We start from the raw sequence: 16102 nt of genomic DNA on the forward strand, positions 1-16102 counted from the left end.
AAAACCATTCTTTAAACTGTGAAGAATGGTTTTTTTGATTTTTAAGACTGAAATTAATACCTTTGTACTTCTTCAAATGTGTTTTAGAATATGTGAAAAATATTTTCTTTCAGAAAATTTAGTGAGTAACCGCCAATCAGCGGTGCTTGATTATTATCTATAAAAGAAAGGAATTATGCTTATTCTTCAAAATATCTCTTACCAGCATGAGAATAAAAACATGCTGTTTCAAAACATTAGTTTAACTATAAATAAAAATGACAAAACGGCTCTAGTCGGAAATAATGGTGTTGGAAAATCAACATTATTGAAAATTATTGCTGGACAATTACAGCCAATTTCTGGTCAGATTATTCAAAATGCAATCCCTTATTTTGTACCGCAATTATTCGGTCAATTTAATAATGTTTCTATTTCTGAGGCCTTATCAATAAAGGATAAAATAAAATCACTTAAAGAAATACTTGAGGGTAATGTGACAGAAGAAAATCTTCAATTATTAGACGATGACTGGACTATTGAAGAGCGTTGTACAGAAGCATTATCGTACTGGCAGTTACAGGATTTAGATTTAGAACAAAAAATGGGAACACTAAGTGGCGGACAGAAAACAAAAGTATTTTTGGCCGGCATTATGATCCAACAACCCGATTTGGTTTTGTTAGATGAACCGAGTAATCATTTGGATTTTGCAGGAAGAAAATTGCTGTATGATTTTATAAAATCTACTTCAAGTTCTCTATTAATTGTTAGCCATGACAGAACGCTTTTAAATCTTCTAAACAAAACTCTTGAAATGAGTAGAAACGGCATTGCTGCTTATGGAGGGAATTATGATTTTTACAATGAACAGAAAAAGATAGAAAAAAATGCTTTGGAACTTGATGTGCAAAGCAAAGAAAAAGCGCTTAAAAAAGCCAAAGAAAAAGAACGGGAAACGATTGAACGTCAGAATAAATTAGATTCTAAAGGAAAAAAGAAGCAAGAAAAGTCTGGAGTTGCTAGAATTATGATGAATACGTTGCGGAATAAAGCCGAAAACAGCAGTTCCAAACTAAAAGATGTTCATGCAGAAAAAATCAGCGGCATTTCAGAAGATTTAAGACAGCTTCGCTCGTCACTTCCTGCAATAGATCAAATGAAGTTTGGTTTTTCTAATACTTCATTCCATAAGGGAAGAACCATTTTTAGAGCAGAAGAATTAAATTACAGTTATGGAAATCAATTGCTTTGGAAAGAGAATCTCAATTTTGAAATTCTTTCTGGTGATCGTTTAAGTATTAAAGGTTTAAATGGTTCAGGAAAAACGACTTTAATTAAAATTATTCTGGGAGAATTAAAGCCTAAAAATGGAAACGTTACTTCGCTGTCCCAAAAAACAATTTACATTGATCAGGATTATTCACTTTTGCATAATGATTTGAATATCTATGAACAGGCTCAGCAGTTTAACGATTGCGGTTTGGAAGAACATGATATCAAAATGAGACTGAATCGCTTTTTATTTTCTCAAAATGATTGGGATAAATCGTGTAACACTCTAAGCGGAGGAGAAAGAATGCGTCTTATGTTATGTTGTTTGACGATTAGTAATGAAGCTCCTGAAATTATTATTTTAGATGAGCCTACGAATAATTTGGATATTCAAAACATAGAAATTCTTACGGTTGCGCTCAATGAGTATCAAGGAACATTGATTGCGATATCTCATGACGAATCTTTTTTAGAAGAAATAAATATAAAAGAAAGCATTATGCTTTAAAAAAATAAGATTAGCGCCAGAATTATTCTGGCGCTAATCTTATGATTTTGTTTCAAATCAAGTTGCTTTTTTTTAACGGAAGTAATTTTATTTCGATAGATATTTGGTTGATATTTAAAATATTATAGAAATTATGTAAATTGCATAAGAAGATTTTATTTACAAATTTTTATTCCTCTACTTCATATACTGATTAACGTTTAATTAAAATGTAAAATACCATGAAATCACGAAACAAAATTTTCTCGCTTTTACTTGCTTTTACTCTCATCAGTGAAACGGTGCTCCCGTGTACAAGAGTTGTGTACGAAGGTTTAAACGGTACCATAATAACAGCCCGTTCGATGGACTGGCGCAGTGAAATTCCTGCCAACTTATGGATCTTTCCACGAGGTATTGAACGTGCCGGAGAAGTTGGAACAAGTTCAGTGAAATGGAAATCAAAATACGGAAGTGTGATTACGAGTTCCTGGGATATTGCTTCTTCTGACGGAATGAATGAAAAAGGACTTGTAGGTAATCTGTTGTGGCTGGTGGAATCTCAATATCCAAAATTTGAAAAGAATGGAAAAGTAAAAGGTTTGGCGGTTTCATTATGGCTTCAATATGTTTTAGATAATTTTTCGACCGTTTCTGAGGTTGTGGCCGCCTTAGAAAAAGAAGATTTTGTTGTGGCTTCCTCTCATATTCCGGGTACAAATATCTTTGCAACAGTGCATTTATCTGTTTCTGATGCTTCTGGTGATAATGCCATTTTCGAGTATATAAACGAAAAACTGGTGATCCATCATGATAGAAAATATGTTACGATGACCAACTCCCCTATTTTTAATGATCAATTGGCTATTAATACGTATTGGAAAAGCATTCCTGGAACCGTAATGCTTCCGGGAACCAATAGAGCGGCCGATCGTTTTGTAAGAGCTTCATATTATATAGATGCCATTCCAAAAACAGACAATACAAGAAGTGCTTTGGCAAGTGTTTTTGGTGTAATCCGAAATTGTTCCGTACCGCTTGGAATTTCTTCTCCTACAGAACCGAACATCTCCTCTACGCGCTGGAGAACTGTTGCAGATCAAAAAAATCTGGTTTATTATTTTGATAATGTGTTGAATCCAAACGTAATTTGGGTGGAATTCAGTAAAATTGATTTTAGTGAAAAAGGAAAAATTAGAAAGTTGAGTTTGGCTAATAATGAAAATTATTCTGGTGAATCGTTGATTAATTTTAAAGAAGCCAAGCCGTTTCAGTTTGCGGGATTGGACTAATTTATTAGCTATAAAGAGCTTTAAAAACCTTCAAATTAATCATTTGAAGGTTTTCTTTTTAAAATAAAACCAAAAATAATATTGCGCAGTCAAATGACTTCATTATATTTGCAGTCAAATAACTGCGTAATGGAAATTAGAAGAGATGTATTTCAGGCAATAGCCGACCCGACCCGAAGAGCTATATTGAGTCTGGTTGCCGTACAAGCAATGACACCTGGTGCCATTGCGGCCAACTTTAATTCGTCAAGACAGACGATTTCGAAACATATTCAGATTTTAAACGAATGTGAATTATTACATCAAACACAAAGTGGAAGAGAAATTTATTATCATTTAAATCCTCAAAAAATGAAAGAAATTGACAATTTCATTGAACCGTTCAGGCAAATGTGGGAAGATCGTTTCAACAAACTCGAGTCGATTATGAAAAATTATAAAAAATAAACCATGGAAAAGAAAACTAAAATTCATGCCGAGGAAAACAGGCATGATCTTACGATTACCAGAGAATTTGATCTTCCGGTAGAATTACTTTTCAAAGCCTACGAAGATCCGGAAATCGTGGCACAATGGATGGGGACTAAAGTAATAAAACTAGAAAGCAAAAAACATGGTGCCTGGGAGTTTGAAACCAGTGATCCTAACGGAAATGTTGTTTTTAAAGCAAACGGAGTAATTCATGATTTTATTCCAAATGAAAAAATTGTCCGAACTTTTGAAATGGATAATATCAATTTTGCACCGCAGTTGGAGTTTTTGGAATTCGAGAAACTGACAGATGGAACCAGTAAACTCACCATGCAGATTATTTATAAATCAATTGAGCACAGAACTAATCAATTGAAACTGCCATTTGCTCAAGGTTTAAATATGGCTCATAACCGATTAGAGGAAATTGTAACTAAACTAAAATAAAAGAATCATGAGTAAACGAAACAAAATTATCTATTGGATTGCCACACTTTGGCTGGCTTTAGGAATGATATCGACAGGAATTGTGCAATTAATACAGCTAAAAGAAGAAACGGAAATGATGAATCATTTAGGTTATCCGCTTTATTTTCTAACACTTTTGGGTGTTTGGAAACTTTTAGGTGTGATTGCGATATTAATTCCGAAATTTGGTTTACTGAAAGAATGGGCTTATGCGGGCTTTTTCTTTGCCATGTCCGGAGCTGTAGTTTCTCATTTGGCTGTTGGTGACGGCACTAAAGAGCTTTTTGGTCCGGTATTATTGATTGTTTTGACCATTGTTTCCTGGTATTATAGACCAGAGAACAGAAAATGTTCTGCAAACTAAAAACTTTAATGTGATGAAAAAAGAATTAACACTCAACGAACAAGAAGAGCTTTTAACTACGCTGGAAAAACGCTTTGAAAAAAATATAAACAGGCATAAAAACTTGAAATGGTCGTCTATTGAAGCCAAATTAAAAGCCAATCCCAGTAAATTATGGTCTTTAGATGAAATGGAAAGAACAGAGGGCGAGCCTGATGTTATTGGTTTTGATGAAAAAACAAAAGAATATCTTTTTGTTGATTGTTCGCCTGAAAGCCCAAAAGGTCGAAGAAGTGTTTGTTACGATCATGAAGCGCTTGAAAAAAGAAAAGAACATAAACCCGCAAACAGCGCAATTAACATGGCGGAAGAAATGGGAATTGAAATTTTGAATGAAGAACAATACAAAGAACTTCAAAAGCTTGGGAAATTTGATACTAAAACATCCAGCTGGATTCTAACTCCAGCAGAAATTAGAAAATTAGGTGGAGCTATTTTTTCTGATTTTAGATATAATACCGTTTTTGTTTATCATAACGGTGCAGAATCGTATTATGCGGCACGAGGATTTCGTGGTTTATTGAGAGTTTAGAACTAAGGAGGCTGTTAAAAAAACAGCCTTTTACTATATATATTTAAAATTATAAAAAAGAAAGATAATATAAAGAAGCTTTTAAATATGTCGCTTCACTGGAGCTTTGAAATTTAATTTTCAACATAAAAAGAGCCGTTAGGCTCGAACTATTTTGTAGGGCCGGATTTTATCCGGTTTAGATAAAACATCCTCAACACAAAGAGCCGTAGGTTCGATTCATATTTCGCAAAGAAATGACCCCTTCCTATGGAACTCATTCGATCATTGTGAACTTTTTTCAACGGATTAAAATCCGTTGCTACAATTTTTTTTCATTCCTACGGAATTTATTTGAATGCCATCAATTTATTTCAAAGAATAATCTCAATTAGGATAGCTATCTGAATTATAGGATATGGTTTCCAAAGAACCTCAGGGTGAAATATAATTAATCGATTCTTTTTTCAAAATAATTATTCTCTCAGGATCTTTTCCATTTTCTTTCCTTTCGCCAATTCATCTACTAATTTATCCATATAACGGATTTTCCTCATCAAGGGATCTTCGATTTCTTCAATACGATAACCACAAATCATTCCCGTAATTTTTGAGGCGTTAGGATTTAGTTTTGGAGCTTCATCAAAAAATGTTTGCAAATCTGATTTCTTTTCAATTTGATCTTTAAATTGGGATTCGCTATACCCTGTTAACCATAAAATTACGGTATCTACTTCTTCTTTGGTTCTACCCTTTTTTTCTGCCTTTTGAATGTACATGGGGTAAACACTGGCAAATAGTATTTTGTATACTCTGTCGTTTTTCATTCTGGTTCTTTTAAGGTTTTAATTAGTTCTCATAACCATATTCTTCGAGAGGATCATAGTTAACAAATCGAATCATTTCGTCACTTGAGCCGGAATAAGTTTCAGATCGAAGCTTTCTTTCTTTATTTTTTTCAATCAAATAAATTGCAATTTTCCCATCCATAAAATCGACTCTGGCAAATTCAACTAAATGATCTTTTCTAAGCTTTAAAAATGTTGTGCTTGAACCTGCGTAAACACTTAAAGCATCAATGCAATCCAGCTTTTTATTGTATTGAAGATTAGGATACAAATCAGAATTCTTTATTTCTATAAATTTATGCTCTTTATTTGAAAAAATAAACAATTTTCTAATATCATTAGCACCTCTGCCAGCAGTTGAATAATGAATGGTAAAATCATTGAATCCGTCGTTATTGAAGTCTTCAATTTCTGTAATCAAAGGGATATCACTTTCTTTTGGTAAAGAATAGTTTTGAATATTCTTCCATTTACCGTTTAGTTTTAGAAAAAGCTTAAAAGAAACATTGGTATTATTATCAATTGTAGTTTGAGTAATTTCAATTTTATATTTTCCCTTTTGAGCAATTCTAGTACTGTCTGTAAAAGTTTCAGTTTCTGTAAAATTCTCTTCTGCTTTGATTATTTTATGTTCAACCTTGTTCTTTATTTCTTTCTGGTTCATAACTACTTCTGAAGAAGTTTTATTATACTCAGCTGATTTATTACAATTGGCAAGTAAAACAAAAATTATCAATAATGGAATATTTCTCATTTTAGACTCATTTGAGCTTAAAATTATAAAATTATTTAAATAGACGGCAGAATATAAAATACGATAGTACAGAAAAATAATTTACCTTAGATATTAAATAAAAAAAGAAAACATGGAAGATTATAATTCATCAGACAAAATACCAAAAGTAACGGGACTTGGCGGTATTTTCTTTTTTATGGATAATCCAAAAGAAACAAAAGACTGGTACGCCAAAAATTTAGGATTGGAAATTAACGATTGGGGATCGTCAAGTTTTGAGTCTAGAAATATTGATAATCCAGAACAAATTGAATCAACGCAATGGTGTCCTTTTAAGAAAGGAGACGAATATTTTTCACCATCCAAAAAAGAGTTTATGGTGAATTATCGTGTTCAGAATATTGAAGGTCTTTTAGAAAAACTGAAAGCCAACGGAGTTACTATTCTGGATGATATTGAAACTTATGATTACGGAAAATTTGTTCATATCATGGATACCGAAGGCAATAAAATTGAACTTTGGGAACCGATTTAATTATAAATTGTAAATTATTAATTATAAAAGAAATGCTTGATATTTAAGAAAGAATATGTTTAACACTTTAGTTAAAATAAATTGCCATTCTAGAAGCAAATTTTTAAAGCAAATTGCGGGTAATTTATTAGAGAAATTTTACTGCTGTGAGATTAATTGTGCCGAGATGGATAAAAGTGTCTTGTTTGCGCATCACGGTCGCGGTTGTACAATTGTAGCTTCAAAAATTTGTGAAAATGTGGTTATCTTTCAAAATGTTTCTATTGGAGCCAATTTGAAATACAACAAAATTACTGACGAGTGGGAAAATGTCGGGAATCCGATTATTGCAAGGAATGTTATTATTGCTGATGGTGCTAAGATTTTAGGTCCAATTGTAATTGGAGAAAATTCAGTTATTGGTGCCGGATCAATTATAACCAAAAATATTCCTGCAAATAGTATCGCTTATGGCGTAAATAAATTCAAACCAAAAGATAAAAATTATGATTTCATCTTTAATGCAAATATGATTGATCCGCAGAAAATTATTGAAGTAAATAAAAAGTTAGTCTCGGAATTTAATGCACGAAATAATTAAAACAAAAAAACTCCATTACTTCTAATGGAGTTTTTTGCGTATGGAAAATTAGTTAATTCCAGATTTCATTCATTTCTGTCAAAATAATCGGTTTGCCTTCTGTTACCACAATTGTATGTTCGTGTTGTGCCATAAAACCGCCTTTATTTCCAACCATTGTCCAGCCATCTTTCATTGTTTCTGCATAAGTAGAAGTTGTAGAAATAAACGTTTCAATTGCTACAACCGAATTCTTTTTAAATCTTGTTACATTAAAACGGTCTCTGTAATTGGCAATTTCGTGTGGTGCTTCATGAAGACTTCTCCCTACTCCATGCCCGGTTAGATTTTTGATCACTTTATAACCTTTTTTCTTCGCTTCAGTTTCAATTAAAAAACCTATATCAGAAATACGAATACCGCCTTTTATGTTATGAATCGCTTTATGAAGAATTTGTTTGGAAGCTTCAATCAGTTTTTGATGTTCGTTTACATCTTCTCCAATCACGAAAGAGCCTCCGTTATCTGACCAAAAACCGTCTAATTCTGCAGAAACATCAATATTGATTAAATCTCCTTCCTGCAGAATTCTTTTATCAGAAGGAATTCCGTGGCAAAATTCATTATCGACACTGATACAAGTCCAGCCCGGAAAACCATAAGTTTCATAAGGCGCAGATTTAGCTCCAAAACTTTTTAATAACTGTCCGCCGTATTCGTCTAATTCTTTGGTTGATATACCAGCTTTGGCAAACTTTCTCATTTCTTTTAAAGTAAACGCAACAGCCTCACTGGCTTTTTTCATTCCGGCTAATTCTGCTTCTGTTGTAATAGACATGCTTTTTGTTTTAGAAATTTTCAGGCTACTAATTTACTGCTTTAAATTTTATTAACCTGTTGCGCTTAGTTATTTTTAAACACATAGAAACATAGTTATTTAACCATTTGCAGAAGTTATTTTTTTCAATTCATTAGATCAACTTAGATATAAATCTGTCTAAATCAGCTTCAATCTGTGTAAATCTGTGTGAAAAATTTATAGACAAAAGTATTTCACGCAGATTTTAAAAGATTTTAGCAGATCAAATTAGATTTTAATTCTTGAATGAAGCTATTCTATTTGTTTGAAAAACTATATTTTTACTAATCATAACTTAATTCTGAAAACGATTGGTTTTAAAATAAAAACTCCAAAATCTACTTGACTTTGGAGTTTTTGTAATGTTTTAAAAATCTTTTACCACGGACTTTCTTCACTTTCGTCTTCAATATCATTGCTGAAGAATTTTCCGGTTGGTCCGTTTTCATCTGTCAGAGTATGTTTAATAATAAAACTTGAAGCACTTTCTACACTTCCAGGTCCGCTGTGATGATTAAAATCTGTTGCGGTATAACCCGGATCAATTGCATTTACTTTGAAACCTAAATCTTTTAATTCATAAGCCAAAGTCACTGTGAAGGCATTTAAAGCTGTTTTAGAAGAAACATATGAAACCGCTTTAATTGCATAATATTTCCATGCAGGATCGCTGTGCAACGTTAACGAACCAAGACCAGACGTAATATTGCTTATTCTTGGATTTTTAGATTTTTTAAGCAATTCCAAAAATGTCTGTGTAACTCTGATGACCCCAAAAAAGTTTGTGTCAAATACGTTTTGAATATTTTCAACTGGAGTTGTCGAAGAATCTTGTGGTACATCTCCCAGAATTCCGGCGTTGTTAATTAAAATATCCAGTTTTCCATGCTCGTTTTCTATAAGATTTTTAGCTTCTAAAACGCTTTGAGCATTTGTAACGTCGATTTGAATTGCTTTTATGTTTTGAAATCCGTTTTGGGTAAGTTCTTTTACCACTTCTTCTCCTTTTTGAAGATCACGGCTTCCTAAATAAACAAATAATCCTTTTTCTGAAAGCTGTTTTGCCGTTTCTAAACCTATACTTCTATTTGCACCTGTAATTAATACTGAATCCATTTTTTATCTTTTTAAATTATTGATTACAAAGTTGCATCGATAAAAAAGAAAAACATTTGCCATATGGCAAAAAACAACTTTAACGGATATTTTTTCGGATTCGGCTTAAAGAAGATTGTGTAATTCCCAAGTAAGAAGCCAAATAAGAAAGCGGAACACGATTGATGACATTTGGAAACATTTCCATAAAAGACAAATAACGTGTCGTGGCATCTTCTGAAACCAGTGGACTTCTTCGGGAAACTTTATCAATCAATGCTTTGTTAATGATTTTGTGAACGATTTTATCCCAGCCAATAATTGTATTTAAAAGTTCTTCCCAATCCTTTTTAGAAAAAACAATCATTTTACAATCGGTAACAGCTTCAACATAAGCCGAAGAACAGATACTGTTTTCAAAGCTTTCTAAATCAACAACCAGATTGTTTTCGTCTATAAAATATTTTGTAATTTCCTCGCCTTTGTTGTTGTAATAACAGACTCTCATGACACCGTCGATAATAAAACCAACTTCTACAGACACTTTTCCAGCTTCAGAAAAATAGTTTTCTTTTTTAATTTCTCTTTCTTGGGCTTTGCTTAAAATCAGATCAATTTGTTGCTGATTTAAACTCCCAAATTTCAATATGTATGCTACTAATTCTTTCATGCACGAAAGTTAGGGATAAGTTTTTAATGAAAATTTGCCATATGGCAAAAAATCACATTCCTGGCCAATATAGAAAATTAAATTTATGCCCGTCAGGATCGGCAAATGTAAAAGTATAGCCTTGTTCGTAATTTTCAGGCTCAGAAACTATCGTTCCGCCAGCTTTTTGAACTATTTCAACCCATTGTTCTACTTCTTCCCTGCTTTGAGCAGATAAAGAAAATATCACTTCATTCTCATTTAAGGCATTAGTCAATTTACCTTTTAAGGCATTTTCGAGTCTTTTGGCAATAAAGAAATTGATTATAAAATTATTATCAGCAAAAGAAAAACTGACTAATTCATCTGTTTCTTTTCCGTTTTGTCTGAATCCTAAACCGGAATAAAAATTAATTGTTTTTTGTATGTTCTGTACGGCAAGATTTGCCCATATCATTTTCGTTTTCATCTGTTTCGGTTTTAAATCAATAGATAGTCTGCTAAAGTTAAGCAATTTAGCTTTTAGTTGAGTTTTAAAGATATTTCTTATATTAGCTTAAACAGATTTAATGAAATCAATAGTATTTGATATGAAAAACATATTCATTTTACTGGTCCTATTTTTAAGCGTCACAGTTATTCATTCTCAGCAAAATAAAACTAAGAAAACAATCATAAAACCTGCTGTTTCGAATACAGCCTCAGCACAGAAAAAGCGAATTGAAGCTATTAAAATCAAAGGTAACTTTTATGATGTTTATGAGGTATTCGAGAAAAAACTGATGTCTCAACAAACACCGCAAGATACCTTAATTTGGTACGATTTTACATTTAAGAATACAATGGGAAGTGCCTATTACAAAGAGTCGCAAAAGTATGCCACAATAAAAGGTAAAATTGCCAGAGAAGGATTCTACAAAGTAAAAAACGACACTTTAGTAGTCACGGTAAATTATTATGATCCGTATCACGGTGGCAGATTAATCGATTATTATGTTCCTGACAAAAAAGGATATTTACGCGAAGTAAAAAGCGAAATGAAAGGTATTGATACCGATACTGTTTCGGATCGATATATTAAAACAGAAAGAATGAAAGCTCCATAAAAAACTAAAACCTTAAAAACCAATATGAAGAAAATATTTCAACTAACCTTCTTATTTCTAACATCATTAATATACGGACAAAAGACCACTTTTACCATTAAATATTCAGAACAGTTAGCAGTCTATCTTTTTATAGAAAGTCTTTCTGAACATTATCCTGAAAATGTTTTTAAAACAGAATTCCAAAAATCCAAATACAATACAGAACGTTACAATAAGATAATTTCGAAGTTTGACAAATTAATATTGGATTATAGTTTTCGATTTGAAGAATATCCTTACGGATCAAAAAAGAATATGCAAACGAATGATCTTTTGAAAAAGAATTTAATTGAAACCAATACTCTTAATGATTTTAAACTTCGTTCTGCAGGCTTTATTCCAATCCAAACTTTGAGTGATTTAGCTTCGTGCATTGCTGAATTTACAAGTGTTTACAATGATTTGATTTACAATCCGAATAAAGAAAAGTTTGAAAAACAATTGGGAGATATGATAAAATATTCGAACGATAATAACATCGTTGGTTATTTTGAAACCGGACTTTTGTTTTATAATTCAAGCTGGGATAATGCGATTCCGTTTGTTTCGGCATTTTATCCTTTGCCCAATTCAAAAGGATTTACAGCTCAGGCTTTTTGCAACAATTTTATTAGTGCTGTACAAGTTGATTTGAATTCGAATAAGGATTTATTTAGTGTTATGATGCACGAAACGTATCATATTGTGTATGATGAGCAATCATTTGAAGTCAAAACAGAAATTGATACTTATTTTAAAGAAAACAAATCAATATGCAGTAATTACGCCTATCAGCTTATGAACGAAGTTTTGGCTACGGGACTAGGAAACGGATATGTCTATGAGAAACTCGATGGAAAATTAGATCCTGGAGATTGGTATAATAGAAAATATATCAATTTGATGGCAAAGAAGATTTATCTGCTAATGAAAGAATATATCGATCAGAAAAAAGCAATGGATAAAAACTTTATTGACACTTATATCAAACTTTATGAAGAAAATTTTCCAGAATGGATTGATGAACTCGATAACATAATGACTTATAGATATGTTCTTTCTGAAAATGAGACTGATTTAAGGGGAATTAATAAATTGTTTCGTTATCGCTCCAGGACAGAATTTGACTCTGAGATTACAGAAAACAGCATCAATAAAATGAAAGATACTCCTTTAACGAAAGTGGTAATCATTTCTAAAAATACTGCTGAAAAAGTTAAACTGCTGAAAAATAAATTCCCCGAATTAAAAGAATGGAAACCCAATGCAAACAAAGAATTTGCCAATAAATTTTTTCTAAATGATAAAAGCCAATTGATCATTATCAATCAAAAAGAATCTACACTTGAGGCTCTTTTTAAACTAATAAAATAATTGAATATGAAAATTTTAAAACCAATATCCTCATTATTTGCTTTAATACTTACAGGTTGTGTTGGAAACATGAATCCAACTGGTGGAAATTCATCTCCTGACTATCCTTATTTTATTACTACAGAACCCATGATGGTAAAGAAGATTATGGTTCCAAAAGGTACAAAACTGACTTATGACGAACACTTTTTTGTATCAGGAGAACAAAGTCATAAAATGAGTGAAAAAAGATTAACGGATATAAAATTGCCGGAAGGACAATACATAAATTGGGGCGGAGTTCCTGTATATGAAATTTACAAGTTTTTCAATTCAGAAATGCGTGGTTATTCTGTTTATGCGGATTTCAGTAAATTGAGTGCCGATAAAAAGACGAAGTTTTCTGAGCTCTGGCAAAGCTGTAGTAATGATATAGGGATTACAATTAAAAATGAAGACGATTGGTCGTTCAATAAAGAAAATATAGCCGATGTAGAAAGTTGTAGTGTATTGTATCAGCGTTACTTTAAAGATGATGCCAAACAACAGGATTTTCTAAATGAAATGTTGACAGAACTAAGAAAAGTTAACTCCAAGTAACATATCTTCGTTTTTATATAAATAAGCCTTTTAAAAAATTATGATCTTAGCTTTTGATACCTATTATTTTGACGAAAAAGCCAAAACCGTTTGCCTTGAATTTTCTGAATGGAATGAAGATAAAAACTTTAAAGTTTACACTGAAATTATTGATAATGTTGAAGAATATATTCCAGGTGAATTTTATAAAAGAGAACTGCCTTGTATTCTGAGTTTACTAAATCAAATTGATTTAGCTATAATTGATGTAATTGTTGTTGATGGTTTTGTGTATTTAAATGATGAAGGAAAATACGGTTTAGGCGGTTATTTATATGAAAAACTAAATAAACAAATTCCGATTATTGGTGTTGCCAAAACAAATTTTGCTTCTATAGAAAAAAATAAAAAAGCTTTGTTCAGAGGAGACAGCAAGAAGCCGTTATATATTACTTCTATCGGAATCGACTTGGAAGAAGCTTTTAATAAAGTTGAAAGTATGCATGGTGAATTTAGATTTCCTACTTTGTTGAAAGAATTGGACAGACTGACAAAAGAAGTTTGATTAAAAAAAGCTCCAAATTCATGTAGATTTTGGAGCTTTTTTGTTATTAATTTGAAGTACTCAGAAAACGATAATACTCCTTAATCTTATTTTGCAATCTATTGGCTAAATACTGATTTCCATCTTTTAATTCGCTCAATATAATTTCAGCTTCCTTAATATATTTCAGTTTCTTTTCATCATCCCAGTAATATGGCGGTTCGTACAAATTACAGATTCGATCGGCCATTTTAACTGCCCAGACTTCTATAGGTTGTTGTTTGATTCTGCTTAAACTATCCAGTATTTTTTCGAGAGAATCTTCGATTTCGTCATTTTTGGTTAAGGCTAAAACTCCGGATGCTACTTCACTTCCAAATAAATCATTTACTCTTTCATAATTAAATACTGTGTCTTCTATAGTATCGTGAAGCATAGCACATTTCACAGCAAAATCAGCATTCATATTTTCAGTTAAACGGCTGGCATTTAAAACTTCAAAAACAACACTTCCGATATGATTGATATATTCTACCCTTTCTCCCTCATTGCTTCCGCCATATTTTTGTCCGTCATGAAGTTTTGAAACCAATTGCCAGGTATTCTGAATTTCGTCTATTGACCAGTCTTTTTCTTGTTGCATGTAGAAATGTTTTTTGATAGATTGTAATTTATGATTTTTGGAGGAGATTTACAAGTAATAATATTTAATAACTGGTTTTATGGGTATATTTTTGTTCTCGGCAATTTCTTTTTCAAACATTCCAAATCTTCATCGTTATATACTCCTGTACCATTAAAATAAATCTCCTTCAAATTGTCAGGAAATAAATTCGAATTTAAATCAGTAAGTCTTGTATCACAAAGTCCTAAAAATTTTAAGTTTTTTAATTGACTTAATGTTTCAGGAATACTATTTAACGGGCAACATTCAATCCTGAGTGTTTTTAAATTTTTCAATTGCGATATAGGTTCAGGAATTGTATCCATATCATTTCCTCTAAGCATTAAATACTGTAATGATTCCAGATTAAAAATCCAATCTGGAAAAGTTTTTAAAGGAAAATTCAGAACTGAAAGTTTTTTAAGCTTTTTAAGATTTCCAATTTCCGTTGGGAGTTCAAAATCATTTAGATAGTACGTTGATGTATCAGTCTGTATTTCTAATACTTCCAGATTTACAAACTGCGAAAATATTTCTCCTTTATCTTTTAAGCTATGATTGTAAAATTTAAGGCTTAACTTTTTACAGTTCTTAGGATTTTCTAAGGCTTCTGTTAAAGAAGAAAATTTAGTTTTTTTAAAGAAATACATTGCTTTTTATATTTGTTTAGACTCAACTAATTATTGATTATATTTATTCATCTGTAAAAATAACCATTTGTAATTATATATAAGATTAAATGGAAATTAGACTTTTAGTACTACGAACAAATGACCAAAAACGTTTGGTTGCTTTTTATAGTTTATTAGGTTTGAAATTTGATTACCACAAACATGGCAACTCCCCTATGCATTATTCGGCAGAAATTGGAAGTTTAGTTTTGGAAATTTATCCATTGGCAAAAAATCAAACCGAACCAGACATTAGTGTGAGATTAGGTTTTACAATTGATAATTTTGAAGAAACATTGAAGTTTCTTAGTGATAATGATATATCATATTCAGAACCAATACAAGCTAATTTCGGCTTTTTGACTGTTGTTTCTGATCCTGATGGACGAAAAATTGAGCTTTATAAAAAGTAGTTAATCCTATCAAAAAAAAAAGAGACCTAAAAGTCTCTTTTAATATTAGAATTGATGTATTTAAGAATGCTTATTTGTCTTTTAATATTTTTTCCAAAGCTTTAATATGTTCGTCTTTCGCTTTTAAAAGTTCCGAATTTAATCGCTTAATTTCTTCCAAAGCTTCTACCCATTTGTCTACAGGATTTACATTGAAAGTTGGATAATAATTATAACCGTTAGATTGGTCGTTAAAAGTGTTGGAAATAATACTTACGGCTTGCTCTTCATCAAAGTTCTGAAAAGCCTCTACAGGAATTCTTAAAAAATTAGAAATTTGTTTCAGCAGATTTTCTTCAATAACATCTTTCTGCTCGAGCAAAGAAATTTTCTTCTGGCTCCAGTCTTCTCCCAAATCATAAGCCAAAGCTTCCTGTTTTATGCCTAACATTTCTCTAAAACGCTTTACGTTTCTTCCCTGATGTATTTTCTGTTCCATGATGAATATTGAGGATCAAGAACAAAACTTGGGGAAGAATATCAAAATAAAATCAGAAATTTGCAGTCTAAGAATTACACATGACTGCTTTAGAACTTTTAAAATT

Annotated in this window: 22 protein-coding genes; 13 read left to right on the forward strand and 9 right to left on the reverse strand. The window is 31.6% G+C overall.

All coding sequences use genetic code 11. The annotated features are described in order from the left end of the window. Positions 1-175 precede the first annotated feature (175 nt). The 6 genes from abc-f (at position 176) to BM289_RS22305 (ending at position 4907) form a co-directional block, all read left to right on the forward strand. The gene (abc-f, locus tag BM289_RS22280; protein WP_091497853.1) at positions 176-1762 is read left to right on the forward strand and encodes a ribosomal protection-like ABC-F family protein; all 1587 of its coding nucleotides are present in this window, start codon (positions 176-178) and stop codon (positions 1760-1762) included. Between the two features lie 221 nt (positions 1763-1983). Further along, complete coding sequence (locus tag BM289_RS22285) at positions 1984-3033, forward strand: linear amide C-N hydrolase (protein ID WP_091497856.1); 1050 nt, start codon at positions 1984-1986, stop codon at positions 3031-3033. Positions 3034-3162: 129 nt separating this feature from the next. Further along, complete coding sequence (locus BM289_RS22290) at positions 3163-3480, forward strand: ArsR/SmtB family transcription factor (RefSeq protein WP_091497858.1); 318 nt, start codon at positions 3163-3165, stop codon at positions 3478-3480. Between the two features lie 3 nt (positions 3481-3483). Beyond that, positions 3484-3951, forward strand: a complete 468-nt coding sequence (locus BM289_RS22295; protein ID WP_091497860.1) for an SRPBCC domain-containing protein — start codon at positions 3484-3486, stop codon at positions 3949-3951. 7 nt (positions 3952-3958) lie between these two features. Then, a complete protein-coding gene (locus tag BM289_RS22300) occupies positions 3959-4336 on the forward strand; it encodes a DoxX family protein (protein WP_091497863.1) in 378 nt (125 codons plus the stop codon). Between the two features lie 13 nt (positions 4337-4349). Continuing rightward, positions 4350-4907, forward strand: a complete 558-nt coding sequence (locus tag BM289_RS22305) for a DUF4256 domain-containing protein (protein WP_091497867.1) — start codon at positions 4350-4352, stop codon at positions 4905-4907. A gap of 455 nt (positions 4908-5362) precedes the next feature. Here BM289_RS22305 and BM289_RS22310 read toward each other — a convergent pair whose 3' ends face one another. Then, a complete protein-coding gene (locus tag BM289_RS22310) occupies positions 5363-5713 on the reverse strand; it encodes a DUF2200 domain-containing protein (RefSeq protein WP_091497869.1) in 351 nt (116 codons plus the stop codon). Between the two features lie 22 nt (positions 5714-5735). After that, positions 5736-6488 (reverse strand): XAC2610-related protein, encoded by a 753-nt coding sequence (locus BM289_RS22315; RefSeq protein ID WP_091497872.1) that lies wholly within the window; start codon positions 6486-6488, stop codon positions 5736-5738. A gap of 112 nt (positions 6489-6600) precedes the next feature. Here BM289_RS22315 and BM289_RS22320 point away from each other — a divergent pair, with 112 nt between their 5' ends. Both BM289_RS22320 and BM289_RS22325 read left to right on the forward strand, forming a co-directional pair. Next, positions 6601-7005: a VOC family protein gene (locus tag BM289_RS22320; RefSeq protein WP_091497874.1), complete on the forward strand. Its 405-nt coding sequence runs from the start codon at positions 6601-6603 to the stop codon at positions 7003-7005. 166 nt (positions 7006-7171) lie between these two features. Next, a complete protein-coding gene (locus BM289_RS22325) occupies positions 7172-7585 on the forward strand; it encodes a serine O-acetyltransferase (RefSeq protein ID WP_244165437.1) in 414 nt (137 codons plus the stop codon). Positions 7586-7637: 52 nt separating this feature from the next. Here BM289_RS22325 and map read toward each other — a convergent pair whose 3' ends face one another. From map to BM289_RS22345, 4 genes are all read right to left on the reverse strand, one after another. Continuing rightward, entirely contained in the window at positions 7638-8402 is a 765-nt protein-coding gene (gene map / locus BM289_RS22330) for a type I methionyl aminopeptidase (protein WP_091497880.1), read from the reverse strand. 399 nt (positions 8403-8801) lie between these two features. Next, complete coding sequence (locus BM289_RS22335; protein WP_091497882.1) at positions 8802-9539, reverse strand: SDR family oxidoreductase; 738 nt, start codon at positions 9537-9539, stop codon at positions 8802-8804. Positions 9540-9618: 79 nt separating this feature from the next. Next, complete coding sequence (locus tag BM289_RS22340) at positions 9619-10188, reverse strand: Crp/Fnr family transcriptional regulator (RefSeq protein ID WP_091497885.1); 570 nt, start codon at positions 10186-10188, stop codon at positions 9619-9621. A gap of 52 nt (positions 10189-10240) precedes the next feature. After that, on the reverse strand, positions 10241-10636 hold the full coding sequence (locus BM289_RS22345) for a VOC family protein (RefSeq protein WP_091497888.1): 396 nt from the start codon (positions 10634-10636) through the stop codon (positions 10241-10243). 100 nt (positions 10637-10736) lie between these two features. Between BM289_RS22345 and BM289_RS22350 the strand changes: the two genes are divergently transcribed. The 4 genes from BM289_RS22350 to BM289_RS22365 are packed head-to-tail and all read left to right on the forward strand — an operon-like array spanning position 10737 to position 13791. Next, positions 10737-11273: a hypothetical protein gene (locus BM289_RS22350; RefSeq protein ID WP_091497890.1), complete on the forward strand. Its 537-nt coding sequence runs from the start codon at positions 10737-10739 to the stop codon at positions 11271-11273. A gap of 24 nt (positions 11274-11297) precedes the next feature. Continuing rightward, a complete protein-coding gene (locus BM289_RS22355) occupies positions 11298-12668 on the forward strand; it encodes a hypothetical protein (RefSeq protein WP_091497893.1) in 1371 nt (456 codons plus the stop codon). Positions 12669-12674: 6 nt separating this feature from the next. Beyond that, positions 12675-13247: a hypothetical protein gene (locus tag BM289_RS22360; protein WP_091497896.1), complete on the forward strand. Its 573-nt coding sequence runs from the start codon at positions 12675-12677 to the stop codon at positions 13245-13247. Positions 13248-13287: 40 nt separating this feature from the next. Then, positions 13288-13791, forward strand: coding sequence for an endonuclease V (locus BM289_RS22365; protein WP_091497898.1), 504 nt, complete (start codon positions 13288-13290; stop codon positions 13789-13791). 46 nt (positions 13792-13837) lie between these two features. Here BM289_RS22365 and BM289_RS22370 read toward each other — a convergent pair whose 3' ends face one another. Both BM289_RS22370 and BM289_RS22375 read right to left on the reverse strand, forming a co-directional pair. Next, the gene (locus BM289_RS22370) at positions 13838-14413 is read right to left on the reverse strand and encodes an HD domain-containing protein (protein ID WP_091497901.1); all 576 of its coding nucleotides are present in this window, start codon (positions 14411-14413) and stop codon (positions 13838-13840) included. Between the two features lie 77 nt (positions 14414-14490). Next, complete coding sequence (locus tag BM289_RS22375; RefSeq protein WP_091497903.1) at positions 14491-15084, reverse strand: leucine-rich repeat domain-containing protein; 594 nt, start codon at positions 15082-15084, stop codon at positions 14491-14493. A gap of 89 nt (positions 15085-15173) precedes the next feature. Between BM289_RS22375 and BM289_RS22380 the strand changes: the two genes are divergently transcribed. After that, positions 15174-15518 carry a VOC family protein gene (locus BM289_RS22380; protein WP_091497906.1) on the forward strand — a complete coding sequence of 115 codons (345 nt, stop codon included), beginning with the start codon at positions 15174-15176 and terminating at the stop codon, positions 15516-15518. A gap of 70 nt (positions 15519-15588) precedes the next feature. Here BM289_RS22380 and BM289_RS22385 read toward each other — a convergent pair whose 3' ends face one another. Further along, the gene (locus tag BM289_RS22385; RefSeq protein ID WP_091497908.1) at positions 15589-15996 is read right to left on the reverse strand and encodes a helix-turn-helix domain-containing protein; all 408 of its coding nucleotides are present in this window, start codon (positions 15994-15996) and stop codon (positions 15589-15591) included. Positions 15997-16102: the final 106 nt, after the last annotated feature.

The sequence above is a fragment of the Flavobacterium phragmitis genome, from assembly GCF_900112575.1.
GTDB classification, from domain to species: Bacteria; Bacteroidota; Bacteroidia; order Flavobacteriales; family Flavobacteriaceae; genus Flavobacterium; species Flavobacterium phragmitis.